Raw genomic sequence first — 20,025 nt, 5'->3', positions numbered from 1 at the left:
TAGAATCCAGTGAATCCGGGAAGACGGGCTGTGTTTCATTCTAGCGCGGCATGCGCCGCAGTTCCAGCGCCACACCGCAGGCGGCGGCGTCAGCCTGCTTGCGGTGGCGGCGGGCGGCCTGGCGCGGCGGATAGCCGCTGCCGGGCTGCAATACGCTTACGCCCGGCGTGCAGGGCGCGTGTTTTTATTTTTATCATACCCTTCATCGGCGCCGCCGAAAGTGGTTTTTAGAAAATTATTGAAGGGAATAATCAGGGGTACGGGTGTTTGCTTTACCACCTGCAACAGCTCGCCAAATTTTTGACGCGATGCAGCAAACTCACCCTTTGTCACCGTATCGAATTTCTCCTGGGTTTCCTGAGCAACATCCTTTGCCTGGCGGCCATATGCACCGATGCGTTCGATGGCCAGCTGCGACTGCGCGCGCGACAGTTGCAGCAGCGCTTGCGGGTCCTTCACGGACAACAGCTGATTGCCCGCTACCGTAGCGGCAGCCAGCGCCGTGCGCGCCGCATCGATCTGCAAGTCCAGTACGCTGGCACCGCTGTCGACGGCGGCCCGGGCATACGCTTGCGCCGCGATCAATTGTGCTTCCGCCACGGCCTTGCCGGCCAGTGCCCATTGCTCGGAAAATGAAAACATGTCGTTCCTCCCCAAAGAGTAGGCGGCGCCATGTTGCGCCGCACAGTACTCAACTGTAAGCGGTGGTTCATTGCTGAACCTTGATATTTATCAAGCTTTGCTGTTGGTTTGTTTCCAACTCAACGTTGATCAGGACAACAACTTGATACCGTCCAGCGTAGCAGCGCACTGTTCCCGTATCACGCTGACGAAGTCGCGCACATAGGCCTTGTCCCGCAACGGCTCGGGCACGGACACGTACAGGTCGCTCCACAGGCCGTGCTCGCCGACGGGGCGCGCCACCACATAATCGTAGTCGACGTAATTCTTGATGGCCCAGTTCGGCAAGGCGGCGATGCCGCGCCGGCTCGCCACCAGCTGCAGCACGGCCACCGTCAGTTCGGCCGTGCGCCGTTCAAAGGCGATGCCGGCCGGCTTCAGCACTTCGCGGATCAAATCGATGCGCTCTTCCGGCACCGGATAGGTAATCAAAGTCTCGCCCGTAAAGTCGGCCGCCACAAGCCGGCGCTGCGCCTGCAGCCGGTGTTTTTGCGCCATCACCACCAGCATTTCAAAGCGGAACAGGGGAAACACGGTGAAATCGGGACCGTACGGCGAGCCGATGACGAGATCGGCCTCGCCCGAACGCAGCAAGTCCGCCGGTTCGCTGTGAAAGCCCGACACCAGGTCGATTTCCACTTCCGGCCAGCGCTGGCGGAACGCATCCATCACGGGCATGAGCCAGTCGAAACACGTATGGCATTCAAGCGCCACGCGCAGCTGCCCCTTGTCGCCCTGCGACAAACGCGCCACGTCGCGCTCGGCCAGCTCGATCTCGGGCAGCAGCTTGTCGGCCAGCTCCAGCAGGCGGCTGCCGGTGGCCGTAAACGCGATCGGCATCGACTTGCGCTCGAACAGGGGCGCGTTATAGCGCTCTTCGAGCAAACGGATCTGGTGCGACAGCGCCGACTGGGTCAGATTGAGCAGTTGCGCGGCGCGCACCAGGCTGCCGGACGAACGCAGGGCACTCAGGGTGCGCAGGTGGCGGATTTCTAGCATCGGGGAAACAGGCTCTGTGCGTGAATTATTTTCATGTTATTCGGCAAAATGTTTCGTTTTGATTATAGACCAAGTTGCCGCACACTCTAGCGCATTCACATTAAATCTCGATGACATCATGACCATTCGCACCCACATCCTTGGCTTTCCCCGTATCGGCGCCGCGCGTGAACTGAAATCGGCACTGGAAAGCCACTGGCGCGGGGACGTCTCCGAGGCAGCCCTGGAAGCGGTCGGCCAGCAATTGCGCGCGCGCCACTGGGCGCAGCAAAGGGACGCCGGCCTGGCCTGCGTCACCGTGGGCGACTTCGCCTTCTACGACCAGGTGGCCAGCCATATCCAGCTGCTCGGCTGCGAACCGGCCCGTTTCGGCTTCGACGCGGCGCAATCGCCGCTGTCGCGCTATTTCACGATGGCGCGCGGCGCCGGCAGCGACGCGGACCACGCCGGCTGCTGCCACGGCCGCCATGCACACGACGCCAGCGGCCACGCGCTGGAAATGAGCAAGTGGTTTGACACGAATTACCATTACCTGGTGCCGGAATTTTCACCGCTGACGCGGTTTTCGCTGGCCTGCGAACGCCTGTTCGACGAAGTGGCCGAGGCGCAGGCACTGGGCCACGAGGTCAAGGCGGCCCTGATCGGCCCCCTCACCTTCCTGTGGCTGGGCAAGGAAAAGACCGCGGGCGGGTCGGAATTCCACCGCCTGGCCCTGCTGGAACAGTTGCTGCCCGTCTACGGCGCCCTGCTCGACCGCCTCAAGCGGCAGGGCGTGGCCTGGGTCCAGCTCGACGAACCCATCCTCGGCCTGGACCTGCCCAACGCGTGGCGCAGCGCCTTCGAAAGCACGTACTGGCAGCTGAACCAGGTGGGTATCAATATCCTGCTGGCCACGTATTTTTCACCGCTGGAAGAAAACCTCAGCCTGACCTGCCGCCTGCCCGTGGCCGGCCTGCACGTGGACGGCATCCGCGCGCCGCATGAACTGATCAGCGTCACGGACTGGCTGCCCGCGCATAAAGTCTTGTCGATCGGCATCGTCGATGGCCGCAATATCTGGCGCACCGACCTCGACGCGGCCCTGGCCGTGCTGCGGCCGCTGGCGGCCAGGCGCAATGGCCAGCTGTGGCTGGCGCCGTCGTGCTCGCTGCTGCATGTGCCGTTCAGCCTGGAGGCGGAAACGGACCTCGATGGCGACATCAAGAGCTGGCTGGCGTTCGCCACGGAAAAACTCGCGGAACTTGCGCTGCTGAAGGATGTGCTGGCCGGCCATCCCGACGACGCCGCGCTGGCCGCATTGGCCGTTTCCCGCCGGGCCATCGCCGGACGCCGCGCCAGCCCCCGCGTCCACCGGGCGCCGGTCGCGCAGCGCCTGCAGGCGCTGTCGCCCACGGCCGACCGCCGCGATTCCGGCTTCCCGCTGCGCCAGGCCGTGCAGCACGCGCGTTTGCAGCTGCCCCACTTCCCCACGACGACCATCGGCTCCTTCCCGCAAACGCCGGCCATCCGCGCCGCCCGCGCCAGCCATCACCGGGGCGACTTGCCGGCGGCCGAGTACCAACGGCAGATGCGCGCGGAAATCGCCCATGCCGTGGAGCGCCAGGAAGCGCTGGGCCTGGACGTGCTCGTGCATGGCGAAGCGGAGCGCAACGACATGGTCGAATACTTCGGCGAACAGCTCGACGGCTGCGTGTCGACCCGCCACGGCTGGGTGCAATCGTACGGCTCGCGCTGCGTCAAGCCGCCCGTCATCTACGGCGACGTGCAGCGCCCGGCCGCCATGACCGTCGCATGGACCGTGCATGCGCAAAGCCTGACGCACAAACCCATGAAGGGCATGCTGACGGGCCCCGTCACCATCCTGCAATGGTCGTTCGTGCGCGACGACCAGCCGCGCGCCACGACGGCGCTGCAGATCGCCCTGGCCATCCGCGACGAAGTGCAAGACCTGGAAACGGCCGGCATCGGCATCATCCAGATCGACGAGCCGGCCATCCGCGAAGGCTTGCCGCTGCGCCGCGGCCAGTGGGATGCCTACCTGGCCTGGGCCACGCGCGCCTTCCGCATCGCCGCCAGCGTGGCGCAGGACGCGACGCAGATCCACACGCACATGTGCTACGCCGAGTTCAACGACATCCTGCCGCAGATCGCCGCCATGGATGCCGACGTCATCACGTTGGAGACGAGCCGCTCGGACATGCAGCTGCTGGCCGGCTTTGGCGCCTTCCAGTACCCGAACGAGATCGGCCCCGGCGTGTACGACATCCACTCGCCGCGCATCCCCGCGACCGCCGACATGGTGAAATTGCTGCAAAAGGCCAGTACGGTGATTCCCCCGGCCAATTTATGGGTGAATCCGGACTGCGGCTTGAAGACGCGGGGCTGGGCGGAAACGGAGGCTGCCTTGCGCAATATGGTGGAGGCGGCGCGCCAGATGCGCGCGGCTTGATCCAGGACAACGCCGTCAGGGCGCATGGGCGGCTGCGTTCGGGGCGGCGCAACGGTTTTCCGGGGCGCCGCCCTTGTTTTTTGACAAGAAGTCGTTGTTGCCCTGCGGAATAGCACACTTCAGGCCCCTGACGCTGATTTTTTTGCAGTAGAATGCAAGAAATTTACTGCTCCCCAATGTTGCCGTACGGAACAACTGGCCTGCCGCAGTTTCACTTTGATAAATGTTTATGTCCAAAAGCCCGTCGCAGAAGCCTATCGAAATCAAGATTTCCACCGTCGTCGCCGTCTCCGCCATTGTCCACAGCGCCGATACGCAGGCACTCGATGCCGCCTTGCGCGACATGACGGGAGGCGTGGCGGACTTTTTCGAGGACGACCTGGCCGTGCTGGACGTGGCTGACTTGCCGCCCGGCAGCACGCCAGTCGACTGGGCCGGCCTGGTGGCGCTGCTGAAAAAATACCGTTTGAATGCCGTGGCCGTGCGCAATGCGCCGGCCGAGATGCATGACGCCATCCTGGCGCAGGGCCTGAGCCTCGACAGCGGCAAGACGCGCGATGATGCGCCGCCCAAGGATGGCCCCAGGGATGCCGCGACGGCGGCCGCCCAGTCGGGCGCCGAAGCGCAAGTGATGGTGGTCGACACGCCCGTGCGGGCCGGCCAGCGCATTTATGCGCGCGGCTGCGACCTGATCATCACGGCCGTCGTCAACAATGGCGCCGAAATCATCGCCGACGGCAGCATCCACGTGTACTCCTCGCTGTATGGCCGCGCGCTGGCCGGCGCCTCGGGCAATCCCCAGGCGCGCATCTTCGCGCTGTCCATGGAACCGGAACTGGTGTCGATCGCCGGCGTGTACCGCACGTTTGAAGATGGTTTCCCTGCAGAAATGGCGCGCGGCCCCGCGCAAATTCGTTTGGCCGGCGACAGAATCGATATACACTCTGTCAATCCGGTCACTCCCGTGAACCGCTCTTAAGCTGCACAATTCAAGAGATATCTGAAAAGGATTATTTGTGGCAAGAATTATTGTTGTGACGTCCGGCAAGGGCGGTGTCGGCAAGACGACCTCTAGCGCCAGTTTTTCCACTGGCCTGGCCATGCGCGGCCACAAGACAGCCGTGCTCGACTTCGACGTGGGCCTGCGTAACCTCGACCTGATCATGGGTTGCGAGCGCCGCGTCGTCTATGACCTGATCAATGTGATCAATAAAGAGGCCACCCTGAACCAGGCCTTGATCAAGGACAAGCACTGCGACAACCTGTTCATCCTGCCCGCGTCGCAGACGCGCGACAAGGATGCGCTGTCGGAAGAAGGCGTGGAACGCGTGTTGAACGACCTGATCAACATGGGTTTCGAATTCATCATCTGCGATTCGCCGGCCGGCATCGAGCATGGCGCGCTGATGGCGCTGACGTTTGCCGACGAAGCCATCATCGTCACCAACCCGGAAGTGTCGTCGGTGCGCGATTCGGACCGCATCCTGGGCATCCTGCAAGCCAAGTCGCGCCGCGCGCAGACGGGCGGCGAGCCGGTCAAGGAGCATTTGCTGATTACCCGCTACTCGCCGAAGCGCGTGGAATCGGATGAAATGCTGTCCTACCAGGACGTGCAGGAAATCCTGCGCATCCCGCTGGTGGGCATCATCCCCGAATCGGAACAGGTGCTGGCGGCCTCGAACCAGGGCAATCCGGCCATCCATTTCACGGGCACGGACGTGGCGCAAGCCTATGAAGACGTGGTCTCGCGTTTCCTCGGCGAAGATGTCGAGTTGCGCTTTACCAACTATGAAAAGCCTGGATTACTCCAGCGCATTTTTGGGGCGAAGTGATATGGCCTTGCTTTCTTTCCTGTTCCCCCCCAAGCCGAAGACGGCCACCGCGGCCAAGGAACGCCTGCAGATCATCATCGCCCGCGAACGCAGCGGACGCGATGGTCCGGACTTCCTGCCCGCCCTGCACAAGGAATTGATCGCCGTCATTTCCAAGTACACCAAGGTCAATGCCGACGACATCAAGATTTCGCTGGACCGCCAGGGCAACCTGGAGGTGCTCGACGTCAACGTGGTGCTGCCGGACGCGTAAGACCTACTCCGGCCTGACCGTGAGCAATTCCTGCGCCACCGCGGCGCAGGCATTCACGTGCTGGTTGCCGATCTGGCGGAACACGGCGTAGCCGATGGCCGCCGCCACCGCCTGGCCGGCGAACGGCACGAAGCGTGCCACCTGCTTGGTGGCAATCTTGACGCCACTGCGCTTGAGCAGCTGGAGTATCAGTTCGCGCGACACCAGCTTCCCTACCAGCATGCCCCCCATGCCCACCGCCGCGCGGTAGGCCATCAGCTTGAACTGCGGGTTGAGGCGCTCGATCTGCTCGGGCGTGAGGCCGAATTCGTGGTTGATATCATTGATCAGCATGGAAAACAGGCCCACGTCCGACATCAGGTCGATGCCGGGAATGGGGATGGCCGAGGCGCCGGCCGACATCACGGCGCGCCGCTGCACCAGGCGCCGGCAACGCTCGCGCACCTGCTCGATTTCCGCACTACTGGCCGGTATCAGGGTCCAATCCGTGGTGCTCTGGTCTGCCATGCCCGTTTCTCCGCTGGTGGGGGTAGATGAACAAGTGTAACGTAAAGAATGCGGCCGCCGATTTCACTGGACACAGTTGCAATCTCTGTTATATTTCACTTGAGCATTCCTTAACATTACGATAAGCAGAGCGGACCGTCTGTTTGTTGCTACACACTCCAGCCAATTATGCGAATTGCCGTACTCGATAGCGATCACAGTCAGGCAGAACTGATCTGCCAGGTGCTCACCGCTGCCGGCCACGCTTGCCACGAGTTTCAGAGTGGCAAGGAAATGCTGGGCCAGTTGCGCAAGGACAGTTGCGACATGCTCATCCTCGACTGGCATGTCAGCGACCTGGACGGCGCCGAAGTGCTGCGCCGCGCGCGGGAAAAACTGGCGCCCAAGGCGCCTGTGTTGTTTATGACCAACAGCTCCGGCGAAGACGACGTGGTGGCGGGCATGACGGCCGGCGCCGACGACTACATGATCAAGCCCTTGCGGCGCAGCGAACTGACCTTGCGCACCCAGGCGCTGCTGCGCGTGGCCTATCCGAGCCAGAATGGCGCCGAGCAATTGCAATTCGGACCATACACGTTTGAAATGCGTCCCGGCCGCCTGCTCAAGGATGGCGAGGCGCTCGACGTGACGCACAAGGAATTCGCCCTGGCCCTGCTGTTTTTCCGCAACCTGGGCCGCCCCCTGTCGCGCGCCTATATCCACGAAGCCGTATGGCAGCGCGATACGGCCCTGCCTTCGCGCACCATGGATACCCATGTTTCGCGCGTGCGCAACAAGCTGCAGCTGAAACCGGAACACGGCTACCGCCTGGTGCCGGTCTACAGTTATGGTTATCGCCTGGAAAAACTGGGGGGGTGACGCCAGGGCGCCAGGGCGAAAACAGGCGAACTGCTCAAAGAGAGGGCACAAGGCGCTATAATGTCGGCATAAGAATTCCCAATAGTCCTGAAATGCAACTGCTTGCCGTCGGCCTCAACCACACCACCGCCCCAGTGTCGCTCCGCGAACAGCTGGCGTTTGCGCCTGAGCATCTGGGCCAGGCGGTGATGGCGGCGCGCACCTGGTTCCAGCGCATCGACTTGCGCGACAACGACGAAGCGGCCATCCTCTCGACCTGCAACCGCACGGAATTGTATGCGGCCAGCCATGTGCCGAACCCGCTCGACGCGGGCGCGCATTTCCTGGCCGACTACCACCAGCTCAACTACAGCGAGCTGCGCCCCCACTTGTACATGCTGCCGCAGCACGATGCCGTGCGCCACACTTTCCGCGTCGCTTCCGGGCTCGATTCGATGGTGCTGGGCGAAACGCAGATCCTGGGGCAGATCAAGGACGCCATCCGCACGGCCGACGAGGCGGGCGGCCTGGGCACCTATCTGCACCAGTTGTTCCAGCGCAGCTTTTCCGTCGCCAAGGAAGTGCGCAGCAGCACGGAAATCGGCGCCCACAGCGTTTCCATGGCGGCCGCCGCCGTGCGACTGTCGCAGCGCATTTTCGACAAGATCGCCGAACAGAATGTGCTGTTCATCGGCGCCGGCGAAATGATCGAATTGTGCGCCACGCACTTTGCCGCACAAAATCCGAAAAGCATCACGATAGCCAACCGCACCATGGAACGCGGCGAAGAGCTGGCGCACCGCTACAGCGGCACGGCCATCCGCCTGGCGGACCTGCCGGAAAAGCTGCACCAGTTCGACATCGTCATCTCGTGCACGGCGTCGTCCCTGCCGCTGCTGGGCCTGGGCCTGGTCGAGCGCGCCATCAAGGCGCGCCGCCACAAGCCCATGTTCATGGTCGACCTGGCCGTGCCGCGCGATATCGAGGCCGAAGTGGGCCGTTTGAACGACGTCTTCCTGTACACGGTCGACGACCTGGGCAAGGTCGTGCAGACGGGCCTGGAAAGCCGGCAGGCGGCCGTGGCGCAAGCCGAAGCCATCATCGAGACGCGCGTGCAATCGTTCATGAGCTGGGTCGACGACCGCGCCATGGTGCCCGTCATCCAGCATTTGCATGAAAACAGCGAAGCGCTGCGCCTGCTGGAAGTGGAACGGGCGCGCAAGATGCTGGCCAAGGGCGCCGACATCGACGCCGTGCTCGAAGCGCTGTCGAAAGGCTTGACGGCGAAGTTCCTGCATGGCCCGCAACAGGCGCTGCACCATGCGCAAGGCGACGAGCGCAAGCAGCTGGCCACCCTGCTGCCGAAACTGTTCCGCCCGCGCCGTTAGCGCAGCCCCGCTGGCCGCCCGCGCGGCCGCCCCCTGCCCGCCCGCCGGGCGCGCCGCCCCTTTATCTCCTCTTTTACCGCGAACCGCTATGAAACCATCCATGCTGGCCAAACTCGATCAACTGGCGAACCGCCTGGTCGAACTCGACGAACTGCTGATGCATCCCGACGCCACGTCGAACATGGACAGCTACCGCAAGATGACGCGCGAACACGCCGAACTGGGCCCGCTGGTGGCCCTGTACCGCTCCTACCAGGAAGCGGGCAACGATATTGCGACAGCGCAAGAGATGCTGGCCGATCCGGACATGAAGGAATTCGCCCAGGAAGAGATCGAGGCGGCGAAAGCCACCATGGCGCAGCTCGAGCGCGAGCTGCAGACCATGCTGCTGCCGAAGGACGTCAATGACGAGCGCAATATCTTCCTGGAAATTCGCGCCGGCACGGGCGGCGACGAGTCCGCCCTGTTCGCCGGCGACCTGTTGCGCATGTACACGCGCTTTGCCGAGCGCAACCGCTGGCAGGTGGAGCTGGTGTCGTCATCGGACTCCGACCTGGGCGGCTACCGCGAAGTGATCGTGCGCGTGGTCGGCAATGGCGCGTATTCCAAGCTGAAGTTCGAGTCGGGCGGCCACCGCGTGCAGCGCGTGCCGGCCACGGAAACGCAGGGCCGCATCCACACGTCCGCCTGCACGGTGGCCGTGATGCCGGAAGCCGATGAAGTCGAAGACGTCAACATCAACCCGGCCGACCTGCGCATCGACACCTACCGCGCCTCGGGCGCCGGCGGACAGCACATCAACAAGACGGATTCGGCCGTGCGCATCACCCACTTGCCCACCGGCATCGTCGTCGAATGCCAGGATGACCGCAGCCAGCACAAGAACAAGGCGCAGGCGATGAAAGTGCTGGCCGCGCGCATCAAGGACGTGCAGCTGCGCGAACAGCAGTCGAAGGAAGCGGCCACCCGCAAGAGCCTGATCGGCTCCGGCGACCGCAGCGAGCGCATCCGCACCTATAACTTCCCGCAGGGCCGCCTGACGGACCACCGCATCAACCTGACCTTGTACAAGCTGGACTTCATCATGGATGGCGATTTGACGGAGCTGACGAATGCGCTGGCGGCAGAGCATCAAGCGGAGCTGCTGGCTGCGCTGGGCGATTAAAAAGCGTCCATGGCGGCGTTGCATCGCCTGGCCGACCATGCGTACTGCCTGCGGCGCTGCGCCTTGCCCTGAACACTTTTTAAAGCGCCCGGCCAGATCAAGGGCTTAAGTAGCGGCTAAGCAACAAAAATCGGCCCTTGTGCGAAAATGACCAGCCCGATTCCATCCACCTCACCGTGTCGCCCATGAAAAATTCACGCACCGTCCTCCTGTTGATCGCCGCCCTGTGTTTCCTGATGCTGGGCGTGGCCATGTATTTGCAGCACGCCATGAACATGGCGCCCTGCCCGCTGTGCGTGATCCAGCGCTACCTGTTCCTCGCCATCGGCATCGCCTGCCTGGCCGGCGCCGCCGCCAACCGCCCGAAAATCGGCGCCGGCATCGGCTTGCTGGCGGCCCTGGGCGGCCTGGGCGTGGGCGCCAAGCATCTGTACGTGCTGGCCCATCCCGGCTTCTCGTGCGGCATCGACCCGGTGGAAACGGCGCTGAACAAGATTTTCACGGCCGAGCTCATGCCGTTCATGTTTGAATCGTATGGCGCCTGCGAAAACGCCGGCGAGCCGTTTTTCGGCCTGTCGATCCCGCAATGGGCGTTCATCTGGTTTGCCATCTTCGCCATCGGCCTGCTGTGGACCTTGCTGCGCCGCAAACAATAAACTTACCTATGCCAGAAACACTGATCCCCGCCGGCAGCACTGTCGGCGCCCTGCAAATCCGTCCGCTGCTCGATCCGCTCGACAACCGCATCCTGCTGGGCCACGCGCTGGGCCTGTCGCGCGTCTCGCTGATCACGCAATCGCAGCGAGTACTCACTTCAGAAGAGACCGAACGCCTGTCAGGCCTGCTGGCGCGCCGCCTGCAGGGCGAGCCGATCGCCTACATCGTCGGCCGGCGCGAATTCTTCGGCCTGCCGTTCGAAGTGAACGAGGCCGTGCTGATTCCCCGTCCCGACACGGAAGTGCTGGTGGAGCTGGCGCTCGAGCGCCTGCCGCCCGGCGGACGGGTGCTCGACATGGGCACGGGCAGCGGCGCCATCGCCGTCGCGCTGGCGTACACGCGGCCCGACGCCGTCGTCACGGCCCTCGATGTCAGCAGCGCGGCGCTGGCCGTGGCGCGCCGCAACGCCAGCGCCAACGGCGTCAACATCACCTTCATGGCCAGCGACTGGTTCGAAGCGCTGGGCACGGAAAAATTCGACCTGATCGTCTCCAATCCCCCCTACATCGCCAGCGGCGACCGCCACCTGGCCGAAGGCGACCTGCGCTTCGAGCCGGCCGGCGCCCTGACCGACCATGCGGACGGCCTGTCGGCCCTGCGCACCATCGTTGCCGGCGCCGCGCGCCACCTGGCGGCCGGCGCCTGGCTGCTGATGGAGCACGGCTATGACCAGGCGCCGTCCGTGCGCGGCTTGCTGGCCGACGCCGGCTACAGCAAAGTGCAAAGCTGGCGCGACCTGGCCGGCATCGAGCGTGTCAGCGGCGCCCGCCTGGGCTGACGTTGCCGCCTGCGCAAAGCTTGACCCGGCCGCGCGCCAGATCCCCCGCAGTTTGTTAAACTATCAAGCGAATTCCTGACCGAAGCGCCGTCCCCTCTGCCCGGGACGGACGCTGGCGACGCGGCGTTTTTTGGGCCGGCGCCGACGCATTTGCCAAAATTCGGTTAATCTCAGCACAAATTATTTATCTGCTGCACAAGAAAGGAAGCTCAAATTGCCCAACCTGTTGACTCGCCGCCTGGCATTGCTGACTGAAGATGCCAACCGCGCGCTGCTGGGCGGCTTGCGCGGCATCGAGCGTGAAACCCTGCGCGTCGACCACGCCGGCCATCTGGCTTCCACGCCCCACCCCGCCGCCCTGGGCTCGGCGCTGACGCACCCTGAAATCACCACCGACTACGCCGAAGCGCTGCTCGAATTCATCACCCCGGCCGAAGCCGATATCGCCGTCACGCTCGACAAGCTCGATACCGTGCACCGCCACGCCTACAGCCGCCTCGGCGACGAGTTGCTGTGGAGCCAGTCGATGCCCTGCCAGCTGCCGCCCGAAGCGGACATCGAGATCGCCAACTACGGCAGCTCGAACATGGGCATGCTCAAGCACGTCTACCGGCGCGGCCTGGCCTTGCGCTACGGCAAAGCCATGCAGTGCATCGCCGGCATCCACTACAACTATTCGCTCGACGAGCAGCTGTGGCAAGTACTGGCCAGCCATCCGGACACCAGCGCCAGCCCGGCGCAGGCGGCCGCCACGCCGAAAGACGTGCAGTCGGAAAGCTATCTGGCGACGATCCGCAATTTCCGCCGCTACAGCTGGCTGCTGATGTATCTGTTCGGCGCCTCGCCGGCACTTTCCAGCGGTTTCCTGCGCGGCCGCGCGCACAAGCTCGACACCTTGTCCGACGACACCCTGTTCCTGCCCTATGCCACCAGCCTGCGCATGAGCGACCTCGGCTACCAGAACGACGCCCAGTCCGGCCTGCGCCCGCACGAAAACAGCCTCGATGACTACGTCAACGCCCTCACGCACGCCGTCAACGACCCGTATCCGCCGTACGCGGCGCTGGGCACGAAAAAGGATGGCGAGTGGATACAGTTGTCCACCAACGTGCTGCAGATCGAAAATGAATACTATTCGACCATCCGCCCGAAACGCGTGATCCGCACGGGCGAGCGCCCCATCCAGGCCCTGTGCCTGCGCGGCGTGCAGTACATCGAAGTGCGCTGCATGGATGTGGACCCGTTCGAACCGGTGGGCATCAGCCTGGAAACGGGCCGCTTCCTCGACGCCTTCCTGCTGTTCTGCGCGCTCGACGACAGCGCGCCGATTTCTGCCGAGCAAAGCGCCTGCTACACGAACAATTTCGCCCGCACCGTCAAGGAAGGCCGCAAGCCGGGCTTGAGCCTGCGCCGCGACGGTCAGGAAATCACCCTGCAGGCGTGGGGCGAGGAACTGCTGGCGCGCATCGCGCCCGTGGCGGCCTTGCTCGACGCGCGCCAGGGCGGCACGCAGCATGCGGACAGCCTGGCGGCGCAGGCCCGTAAACTGGCCGACGCGGACGCGACGCCATCGGCAAAGGTCTTGGCCGAGCTGCGCGCCAACGGCGGCTCGTTTGCCGCCTTCGGCCTGCAGCAAAGCGAACGCCATGCGGCGTTTTTCCGCGCGCATCCGGCAACAAAGGAACAAAGCGCGTATTTCGACCAGCTGGCGGAAAGCTCGCTGGCCGAGCAGCGCGCCATGGAAGCGGCGCCCGCCGGCAGCTTCGACGACTTCGTCGCCGCCTACCGCGCCAGCACCCTGTGTTCGCACACCTGAGCCTGACCTTGCGCAAAGCGCCCCCATGCTGACCTTCTATAATGAATTGCACGGCCAGCACCGGGGCCGCTTCGAATGGTTTCGCGGCGCCATGGTGCCCTGCTTCGAGACGCCGGAACGGGCCGACATGGTGGTGGCCGAGCTGGGGCGGCGCAACCTGGGCCGCATCGTCACGCCGCACGGCGTGCCGCTGACCTCGCTCGAACGCATCCACACGCCCCGCTACCTGCATTTCCTGCGCCACGCCTGGCACGACTGGCTGGCGCTCGACCCGGACAATGCGGGCAAGGACGCCTTGCCATCCGTGTGGCCCGTGCGCACCCTGCGCAGCGATATCGAGCCGGAGAACTTCACGGCCAGGCTGGGGCTGTACTCGATGGACAACGGCACGCCGCTGACGGCCGGCACCTGGACGGCGGCCAAGACGGGCGCCGACTGCGCCGTCAACGCGGCCCACGCGCTGCGCCTGGGCGAGCGGGCCACCTTCGCCCTGACGCGCCCGCCCGGCCACCACGCGGGCAGCGATTTCTTTGGCGGCTACTGTTTTCTGAACAACGCGGCCCTGGCCGCGCAGCACCTGCTCGACGACGGCGCCCGCAAGGTCGCCATCCTCGATATCGATTACCACCACGGCAACGGCACGCAAAGCATCTTTTACGGACGCGACGACGTGCTGTTCGCTTCCATCCACGCCGACCCGCGCAGCGAATATCCGTTTTACCTGGGCCATGCGGATGAAACGGGCAGCGGCGCGGGGCTCGGCTACAACGTCAATTTACCGCTGCCGGCCGGCAGTTCCACGGCCAGCTGGTTCGCCGCGCTGGAAACGGCCTGCCTGCGCATCAATATGTATGCGCCCGACGCGCTGGTGGTCTCGCTCGGCGTCGATACGTTCGCCGGCGACCCGCTGTCGCAGTTCGCCCTGCAAAGCGGCGACTACCTGCGCGTGGGCGAGCGCCTGGCGCATCTGAACCTGCCCACCGCCTTCATCCTCGAAGGCGGCTATGCGGTGAAGGAAATCGGCATCAATGTGGTGAACGTACTGGAAGGCTTCGAGACGGCAGACTAAGCGTCTGACGGCATGAGTTTGTGCAACAAGGCCGTGTGCGGCTGGCTCACGGCCCAGGCTGCCGGATGCGTTTTCCGGCGCAGCGGACAAGGCGGGCTTATGCTGAAGTGTTACGGCGGCGTCCCCGCGCAAGGTACATGAGCGCCAGGCCCGCAGGCAGCATCAACGCGACCGTTGGCTCAGGAACGGGCGCCGGAGAAATCGTGAAGGTCGTCTGGTCGGTCCAGTTATAACGCCGTTCCCAACTTGTGCCCTTCATAAAATCTCCTCCACCGCTGAGGAAGTGACTGCCGATAACGGCATCGCTATACCAGGACCTGGAACCTTCGTCATTGCCGCTGGTGCTGGCTTCGTAGTGAAGTTTACCCGTCAGTGTATAACTGAAATTCTTGACGTCGCACCGGAGGTAAGAAGAAGTATTGCACCCATATTGGCCTGGCCAGACGGGAAAAAACAGGTAGCCATTGGTAATGAAATAGCTCAGCTCATCCAACGCAATCACGCCGTCCAGATTGCTGTCCTCCCCGACAAAACTGCCCCCGAACTTCGTGCCGGAATCGAATACGCCGGTAGCCGCATCGACAAAGCCTTGATAAGTAAAATTCCACGTCGTCGGCTGCGCATGGGCAGCGGATATTCCGGCGACAAGCAATGCGGCGCACAACAGGTTCTTTTTCATGGTTTCCTCATATGTTTGCAGAGCGTTAAAAAGCGCTTCAGGAAGACGTACCCATCACATCTGACGGCATGCCGCCATGTTAATATTATCATAATTAAATATAAATATGATAATTATCAATGGTCAGGGAGGAGATGAAAAAGCAGGCGCGAGATTGTTGAAATGGCGCGCAATCATGGCTACATAGTGCGGAACAAGGCCATGAAAGGCTGGCTCACGGCCAGGGTTTCCGGCCGCGATTTGAGGCGCAGGGCACCCCGTCCCACCTCGTCGCGCGTCACCGACGCCACCATCTTCATGTTGACGATGGTGGAGCGGTGGACCTGTTTGAAGATGGCCGGATCGAGCACGTCGAGCAGTTCGCGGATCGGCTTGCGCAGCAGCGCCTCCCCGTCCGCCGTCATGACGGCCGTGTATTTGGTGTCGGACTGGAAATAGGCGATGTCTTCCACCATGATCAGCCGCGTATCCTTGCCGCTGCTGGCCGTCAGCCACACCAGCGGCGGCGACTTGGCGGCCGCCGGCAAGGCGCTCGTCAACTGCTGCAGCAAGCCGGCCAGCGCGCCGTCGCCCGCCCGGGTCTTGCCGGCCCGTGCCTGCAGGCGCTGCAGGGTTGCCTGCAGGCGCTCGCGGACGATCGGTTTCAACAAATAATCGACGGCGCCCTTGTCGAAGGCGTCGATCGCGTACTGGTCATAGGCCGTGACGAACACCACCTGCGTGGCGGGACTCGCTTCCAGCACGCCGGCCGCCACTTCCAGCCCCGTCAGGCCCGGCATGCGGATATCGAGGAAGGCGACGTCGGGCTGGCGCGTGGCGATGGCCTCAAGCGCCGTGCCGCCGTCGTCGCAGGCGGCAACGATGCGCAGTGCCGGCCACTCTTCGGCCAGCAGGGCCACCAGCGCGTCGCGCAGCAGGATTTCATCTTCGGCGATGACGCACGTCATTTCAGGGTTAGCCATATGACACTCCTTGCGCCGAGCTGTCCGGCACCGTGATGGTGGCCGTCACGCCATCGGGGAAATTGGCGACGATGGCAAACGCGGCGGCATTGCCGTAGGTCAGGCGCAGGCGTTCGCGCACATTGCGCAGGCCGATGCCCGTGCCGGCGCCGTCGTCGCTGAGCCCCTTGCCGTCGTCGGCCACCGTGACGATCACCGTGCCGTTGCCGCTGCGCGCCATGATCCAGATGGTGCCGCCGCCGCTTTTCGGCTCCAGGCCATGCTTGATGGCGTTTTCCACCAGGGTTTGCAGCATCATCGGCGGCAGTTCCACCTGGCGCAGGTATTGCGGTACCTCAATCTGCAGGTTCAGGCGCTCACCCATGCGGATTTTCAGGATGTCGAGGTAGGCGCGCGCCCGTTCCAGTTCCGTGCCCAGGGTCGACATGGCTTGCTCCGTGCGCGGCAGCGAGTGGCGCAGATATAAAATCAGATTGCCCAGCATTTCATCGGCGCGCACGGGGTCGCTGCGCGTGAGCAACTGGGCGCTGGCCAGCGTGTTGTACAGGAAGTGCGGCTCCACCTGCGCATGCAGCAGGCTCAGTTTGGCCACCGTCAGTTCCTTTTCCGTCACCGTCTGGCGCGCCTCGGCCTGCTCGCCGCGGCGGCGCTGCGCCACGCGGCGCGTCATCGCCCGCGTCACCGCTTCCGCGTTTTCCAGGTTGCTGCCATGGTCGACGAGGAACCAGTCGGTCCAGGCGTTGCGCGACGGCTCGCAGATCAGGGTCACGCTGCCTGCCTCGCCATTCGGCGTGACGGTGGCGAGGATCTGGTTCGGCCGCGGCTCGAGGAAACCCAAAAAACGCATGCGCGGCAAGCCCGTGTCCGTGTACGGCGCCGCGCGGCGCACGCGCGCCTGCACCTGCAGGCTGTCGCGCGCGCTCTCGACCACTTCGCTGCCCGGCAGTTCGCGGATGGCCGCGTCGACCATGTCGAACGCTTCGCCGGCCTCGAACGGAATCTCGATCTGGCGCCGCTGGCGGCTCGACAGGGTGCCGGCATTGACGGCGCCGGCGATCAGGCGCACGCGCCGCACGTGCGAAAACGCATTCGTGATGACGGTGCCGGCCAGCAGCGCGCCGACGATGACAAAAAAGCCTTCCGTGTGTCCAAAAATATGGCGCAGGAAGTTCTCGACCAGGAGGGCGGTGGCGATGATGTAGGTGAGCATCGTGGCCGCGGCGAGGCGCAGGATAAAGAACAGGCTGGTCATGATTTTTCCTTGGGTATTGAAGTGGGCCAAGCATAGCGATCGGCGCCGGCGGCGGTGGCCATTATGCGATGGAAGCCCCATAGTGGCGACAAAGGCAAGAAAATAAAGCACAAATCCGCATCGCCTGAAAATAAAATCGCTTGCAATTAAATAGTGCGCGATATATATTGCACACATGGACGCCGGAATTGCTTCTTCAGACGGGCATCCTGGGACACTATCCCATGAAACAAGTAGTACACTATTTAGTCGCCAACTATTTACCTACCAAAAGGAAACCATCATGTCGATCAAACAAGTCCTGTACCGTGCTCAAGCTACCGCCACCGGGGGCCGCGAAGGCCGTGCCGTGTCGTCCGACAAGGTACTCGACGTCAAGCTGACCACGCCAAAAGAACTGGGCGGCAATGGCGCCGTGGGCACCAATCCGGAACAGCTGTTCGCCGCCGGCTACTCGGCCTGCTTCATCGGCGCCATGAAATTCGTCGGCGGCCGCGACAAGATCGCCGTGCCGGCGGACCTGTCGATCGAAGGCAACGTCGGCATCGGCGCCATCGACACGGGCTTCGGCATCGAAGTGGAATTGAAAATCTCGCTGCCGGGCATGGAGCGCGCCGCCGCCGAAGCGCTGGTCGCCGCCGCCCACATCGTCTGCCCGTACTCGAACGCCACGCGCGGCAATATCGACGTCACCCTGACGATCGTGTAATCGGGCGGCAACGTCCTTCATCCGCTCCGGCAGCGCAACGCTGCCGGAGGTTGAGCATGGCACTACCATGGAAATGGACGGATCTTGCAAGGTATGTATACTGGTGCTGGTGCGCCATCCATGACTGCCAGGCCCGTCCACATCGATCAACGGCGCGCGCCGCACGGCGCATGCGCGGCCAGACCGGCCTGATCAAGCAGGGATCTTACGGCGCCGTACCCGTGCCAAGCACATGAGCGCCAGGCCCGCAGGCAGCATCAGCGCGACCGCCGGCTCAGGGACTGGCAGCAGAGAGATGGTGAGAGTCGTCCGGTCGGACCAATTATATTGATCTGACCAAGTTTCTCCCGTATGCGTATTGCCGCTTAGACTGCCGAAGTTATAGCCAGTATCGGCAGAGCTACTCCACCAGTGGACATAAACTTCGTCAGCGCCGTAAGTGCCGACTGAGAAGTTTAGCTTACCCGTCAATGCATAACTAAATTCACGTACTGTACATTTAAGATAGGAACTGCCGCAGTCCCCGCTGCCAATAATGATCTTTTCAGGCAAATACTCATGGCCCTGGGATTCGAAATAGCTGAGTTCATCAAGTGCAACAATGCCGTCCAGATTACGGTCTTCGCCGGTGAAACTGCCCGAGTACTTCATCTTGGAATCGAACACGCCGGTAGCGTCGTCGACGAAGCCTTGATAGACAAAATTCCAGGTTCTCTCATCGGCATGGGCAGAAGAGATTCCGGCAATAAATAGAGCGGCACATAACAGTTTCTTTTTCATGGCTTCCTCATATTTTTGTAGAACGTTACAAGGGTCATTCAGGTGGATGCCCGAATCACAAGTGACGGCAAAACCGCCATGAAGAGATTAGCATAATTGCAATGATCTTCAGAAAACGGCCTGATTTCGGCTTGCTGCAGAGTGCGCGAAAAGGCTTGCAATTCGGTAGCTGTACATAAAAAAGCGCTTCCTGCGCAGCTGCGCAGCTGCGCAATCCACGACTGCATGGCTCGTCCACGTCGAGCAAACGTGTGAGCTGCAAGGTGCAAGGTACATGCAAGGCCAGACCGATCGTCTGGGGAAGTTCGACATTGGCGCTCGCCGTGCCCTGCATCATCTGCCGCGCAAGATGGAGAGCGCGCCAATGCCGGCGCTTCAATGTAAGACCCGTACGGCGGGATCAGGCAGGAATCTTACGGCGGCGTGCCCGTGTCAAGTACAGGAGGGCCAAGCCCGCAGGCAGCATCAACGCGACCGTTGGCTCCGGGACTGGCGCCGGAGAGATGGTAAAGGTCGTCCGGTCGGACCATTCATAGCGATAGAACCAACCTTCGCCACCCGTGCGCGAATTTCCGCCTTCGCCGCTGAAAGAACTGCGGGTAGCACCGCTGCTACTCCACCAATGGACGCGAAGTTCGTCAGTGCCGAAAGTGGCGACTGAATAGTACAGTGCCCCCGTCAGTGCATAACTGAATCTATATACTGTACATTGCAGAGTGGAACTGCCGCATCCCCCGCCGCCAGAAATGATTTTTCCAGGCACATAGTCATGGCCCTGGGATTCGAAATAGCTGAGTTCATCAAGTGCAACAATGCCGTCCAGATTACGGTCTTCGCCGGTGAAACTGCCCGAGTACTTCATCTCGGGATCGAACACGCCGGTAGCGGCGTCGACGAAGCCTTGATAGACAAAATTCCAGGTCCTCTCATCGGCATGGGCAGAAGAGATTCCGGCAATAAATAGAGCGGCACATAACAGTTTCTTTTTCATGGCTTCCTCGTATGTTTTGCAGAACGTTATAAAAGTCATTCAGGTGCATGCACCAATCACAAGCGATGGCAAGCCGCCGCGCGAATGTTATCCTAATTATAATTTTCATTCAAATATGGCATGGTGTCGGCGTGCTGTAGATTGTGTGGAAAGACTTGCAA

General features: G+C 62.7%; 20 protein-coding genes. 12 read left to right on the top strand and 8 right to left on the bottom strand.

Annotation, left to right across the window (positions count from 1 at the left end; translation table 11 throughout):
• Positions 1-156 precede the first annotated feature (156 nt).
• Together CBW50_RS04460 and CBW50_RS04455 are read right to left on the bottom strand one after the other, a co-directional pair.
• Positions 157-642: a phasin family protein gene (locus CBW50_RS04460; protein WP_086144394.1), complete on the bottom strand. Its 486-nt coding sequence runs from the start codon at positions 640-642 to the stop codon at positions 157-159.
• A 129-nt stretch (positions 643-771) separates the two neighbouring features.
• Positions 772-1,680, bottom strand: coding sequence for a LysR family transcriptional regulator (locus tag CBW50_RS04455; protein WP_086144393.1), 909 nt, complete (start codon positions 1,678-1,680; stop codon positions 772-774).
• A 118-nt stretch (positions 1,681-1,798) separates the two neighbouring features.
• Here CBW50_RS04455 and metE point away from each other — a divergent pair, with 118 nt between their 5' ends.
• From metE to minE, 4 genes are all read left to right on the top strand, one after another.
• Positions 1,799-4,129 carry a 5-methyltetrahydropteroyltriglutamate--homocysteine S-methyltransferase gene (gene metE, locus CBW50_RS04450; RefSeq protein ID WP_086144392.1) on the top strand — a complete coding sequence of 777 codons (2,331 nt, stop codon included), beginning with the start codon at positions 1,799-1,801 and terminating at the stop codon, positions 4,127-4,129.
• Positions 4,130-4,358: 229 nt separating this feature from the next.
• Positions 4,359-5,108 (top strand): septum site-determining protein MinC, encoded by a 750-nt coding sequence (gene minC / locus CBW50_RS04445; protein WP_086144441.1) that lies wholly within the window; start codon positions 4,359-4,361, stop codon positions 5,106-5,108.
• A 37-nt stretch (positions 5,109-5,145) separates the two neighbouring features.
• Positions 5,146-5,961, top strand: a complete 816-nt coding sequence (minD, locus tag CBW50_RS04440) for a septum site-determining protein MinD (RefSeq protein ID WP_034783730.1) — start codon at positions 5,146-5,148, stop codon at positions 5,959-5,961.
• 1 nt (position 5,962) lies between these two features.
• The gene (gene minE, locus CBW50_RS04435; RefSeq protein WP_034752886.1) at positions 5,963-6,214 is read left to right on the top strand and encodes a cell division topological specificity factor MinE; all 252 of its coding nucleotides are present in this window, start codon (positions 5,963-5,965) and stop codon (positions 6,212-6,214) included.
• 3 nt (positions 6,215-6,217) lie between these two features.
• Here the strand turns inward: minE and CBW50_RS04430 are convergent, their stop codons facing one another.
• The gene (locus CBW50_RS04430; RefSeq protein WP_086144391.1) at positions 6,218-6,721 is read right to left on the bottom strand and encodes a hypothetical protein; all 504 of its coding nucleotides are present in this window, start codon (positions 6,719-6,721) and stop codon (positions 6,218-6,220) included.
• A 168-nt stretch (positions 6,722-6,889) separates the two neighbouring features.
• On the opposite strand from CBW50_RS04430, the gene CBW50_RS04425 reads away from it, so the two are divergent.
• The 7 genes from CBW50_RS04425 (at position 6,890) to CBW50_RS04395 (ending at position 14,491) form a co-directional block, all read left to right on the top strand.
• Complete coding sequence (locus CBW50_RS04425; protein WP_086144390.1) at positions 6,890-7,579, top strand: response regulator transcription factor; 690 nt, start codon at positions 6,890-6,892, stop codon at positions 7,577-7,579.
• A 92-nt stretch (positions 7,580-7,671) separates the two neighbouring features.
• Positions 7,672-8,946, top strand: coding sequence for a glutamyl-tRNA reductase (gene hemA / locus CBW50_RS04420; protein WP_086144389.1), 1,275 nt, complete (start codon positions 7,672-7,674; stop codon positions 8,944-8,946).
• Between the two features lie 88 nt (positions 8,947-9,034).
• Complete coding sequence (prfA, locus tag CBW50_RS04415; protein WP_086144388.1) at positions 9,035-10,111, top strand: peptide chain release factor 1; 1,077 nt, start codon at positions 9,035-9,037, stop codon at positions 10,109-10,111.
• Between the two features lie 185 nt (positions 10,112-10,296).
• Positions 10,297-10,767: a disulfide bond formation protein B gene (locus CBW50_RS04410; RefSeq protein WP_086144440.1), complete on the top strand. Its 471-nt coding sequence runs from the start codon at positions 10,297-10,299 to the stop codon at positions 10,765-10,767.
• A gap of 8 nt (positions 10,768-10,775) precedes the next feature.
• Positions 10,776-11,606 (top strand): peptide chain release factor N(5)-glutamine methyltransferase, encoded by an 831-nt coding sequence (gene prmC, locus CBW50_RS04405; protein ID WP_086144387.1) that lies wholly within the window; start codon positions 10,776-10,778, stop codon positions 11,604-11,606.
• 214 nt (positions 11,607-11,820) lie between these two features.
• Positions 11,821-13,422 carry a glutamate--cysteine ligase gene (gene gshA / locus CBW50_RS04400; RefSeq protein WP_086144386.1) on the top strand — a complete coding sequence of 534 codons (1,602 nt, stop codon included), beginning with the start codon at positions 11,821-11,823 and terminating at the stop codon, positions 13,420-13,422.
• Between the two features lie 25 nt (positions 13,423-13,447).
• Positions 13,448-14,491, top strand: coding sequence for a histone deacetylase family protein (locus tag CBW50_RS04395; RefSeq protein ID WP_086144385.1), 1,044 nt, complete (start codon positions 13,448-13,450; stop codon positions 14,489-14,491).
• A 97-nt stretch (positions 14,492-14,588) separates the two neighbouring features.
• Here CBW50_RS04395 and CBW50_RS04390 read toward each other — a convergent pair whose 3' ends face one another.
• The 3 genes from CBW50_RS04390 to CBW50_RS04380 all read right to left on the bottom strand — a co-directional run bounded on the left by CBW50_RS04390 (position 14,589) and on the right by CBW50_RS04380 (position 17,384).
• Positions 14,589-15,170 (bottom strand): hypothetical protein, encoded by a 582-nt coding sequence (locus CBW50_RS04390; RefSeq protein WP_086144384.1) that lies wholly within the window; start codon positions 15,168-15,170, stop codon positions 14,589-14,591.
• 179 nt (positions 15,171-15,349) lie between these two features.
• Complete coding sequence (locus CBW50_RS04385) at positions 15,350-16,132, bottom strand: LytTR family DNA-binding domain-containing protein (RefSeq protein WP_086144383.1); 783 nt, start codon at positions 16,130-16,132, stop codon at positions 15,350-15,352.
• Positions 16,125-17,384, bottom strand: a complete 1,260-nt coding sequence (locus CBW50_RS04380) for a histidine kinase (RefSeq protein ID WP_086144382.1) — start codon at positions 17,382-17,384, stop codon at positions 16,125-16,127. Before CBW50_RS04380 ends, CBW50_RS04385 begins: the two co-directional genes overlap by 8 nt.
• Before the next feature lie 283 nt (positions 17,385-17,667).
• On the opposite strand from CBW50_RS04380, the gene CBW50_RS04375 reads away from it, so the two are divergent.
• The gene (locus tag CBW50_RS04375) at positions 17,668-18,093 is read left to right on the top strand and encodes an organic hydroperoxide resistance protein (protein ID WP_086144381.1); all 426 of its coding nucleotides are present in this window, start codon (positions 17,668-17,670) and stop codon (positions 18,091-18,093) included.
• A 192-nt stretch (positions 18,094-18,285) separates the two neighbouring features.
• Here CBW50_RS04375 and CBW50_RS04370 read toward each other — a convergent pair whose 3' ends face one another.
• A complete protein-coding gene (locus CBW50_RS04370; RefSeq protein WP_086144380.1) occupies positions 18,286-18,873 on the bottom strand; it encodes a PEP-CTERM sorting domain-containing protein in 588 nt (195 codons plus the stop codon).
• A 400-nt stretch (positions 18,874-19,273) separates the two neighbouring features.
• Positions 19,274-19,864: a PEP-CTERM sorting domain-containing protein gene (locus CBW50_RS04365; RefSeq protein ID WP_157792408.1), complete on the bottom strand. Its 591-nt coding sequence runs from the start codon at positions 19,862-19,864 to the stop codon at positions 19,274-19,276.
• Between the last annotated feature and the right edge of the window lie 161 nt (positions 19,865-20,025).

It is taken from the genome of Janthinobacterium sp. GW458P (genome assembly GCF_002127585.1).
Lineage (GTDB): Bacteria > Pseudomonadota > Gammaproteobacteria > Burkholderiales > Burkholderiaceae_D > Janthinobacterium.
This window is presented reverse-complemented; position numbering and strand designations above follow the sequence as displayed.

Excerpts from the sequence above, each read along its gene's own strand:
- CBW50_RS04380 (WP_086144382.1), bottom strand. The coding sequence starts at position 17,384 with ATGACCAGCCTGTTCTTTATCCTGCGCCTCGCCGCGGCCACGATGCTC.
- CBW50_RS04390 (WP_086144384.1), bottom strand. The coding sequence starts at position 15,170 with ATGAAAAAGAACCTGTTGTGCGCCGCATTGCTTGTCGCCGGAATATCC.
- prfA (WP_086144388.1), top strand. The coding sequence starts at position 9,035 with ATGAAACCATCCATGCTGGCCAAACTCGATCAACTGGCGAACCGCCTG.
- minC (WP_086144441.1), top strand. The coding sequence starts at position 4,359 with ATGTCCAAAAGCCCGTCGCAGAAGCCTATCGAAATCAAGATTTCCACC.
- hemA (WP_086144389.1), top strand. The coding sequence starts at position 7,672 with ATGCAACTGCTTGCCGTCGGCCTCAACCACACCACCGCCCCAGTGTCG.
- CBW50_RS04425 (WP_086144390.1), top strand. The coding sequence starts at position 6,890 with ATGCGAATTGCCGTACTCGATAGCGATCACAGTCAGGCAGAACTGATC.
- CBW50_RS04460 (WP_086144394.1), bottom strand. The coding sequence starts at position 642 with ATGTTTTCATTTTCCGAGCAATGGGCACTGGCCGGCAAGGCCGTGGCG.
- CBW50_RS04385 (WP_086144383.1), bottom strand. The coding sequence starts at position 16,132 with ATGGCTAACCCTGAAATGACGTGCGTCATCGCCGAAGATGAAATCCTG.
- CBW50_RS04430 (WP_086144391.1), bottom strand. The coding sequence starts at position 6,721 with ATGGCAGACCAGAGCACCACGGATTGGACCCTGATACCGGCCAGTAGT.
- prmC (WP_086144387.1), top strand. The coding sequence starts at position 10,776 with ATGCCAGAAACACTGATCCCCGCCGGCAGCACTGTCGGCGCCCTGCAA.
- CBW50_RS04375 (WP_086144381.1), top strand. The coding sequence starts at position 17,668 with ATGTCGATCAAACAAGTCCTGTACCGTGCTCAAGCTACCGCCACCGGG.
- CBW50_RS04370 (WP_086144380.1), bottom strand. The coding sequence starts at position 18,873 with ATGAAAAAGAAACTGTTATGTGCCGCTCTATTTATTGCCGGAATCTCT.
- CBW50_RS04395 (WP_086144385.1), top strand. The coding sequence starts at position 13,448 with ATGCTGACCTTCTATAATGAATTGCACGGCCAGCACCGGGGCCGCTTC.
- CBW50_RS04410 (WP_086144440.1), top strand. The coding sequence starts at position 10,297 with ATGAAAAATTCACGCACCGTCCTCCTGTTGATCGCCGCCCTGTGTTTC.
- minE (WP_034752886.1), top strand. The coding sequence starts at position 5,963 with ATGGCCTTGCTTTCTTTCCTGTTCCCCCCCAAGCCGAAGACGGCCACC.
- CBW50_RS04365 (WP_157792408.1), bottom strand. The coding sequence starts at position 19,864 with ATGAAAAAGAAACTGTTATGTGCCGCTCTATTTATTGCCGGAATCTCT.
- metE (WP_086144392.1), top strand. The coding sequence starts at position 1,799 with ATGACCATTCGCACCCACATCCTTGGCTTTCCCCGTATCGGCGCCGCG.
- CBW50_RS04455 (WP_086144393.1), bottom strand. The coding sequence starts at position 1,680 with ATGCTAGAAATCCGCCACCTGCGCACCCTGAGTGCCCTGCGTTCGTCC.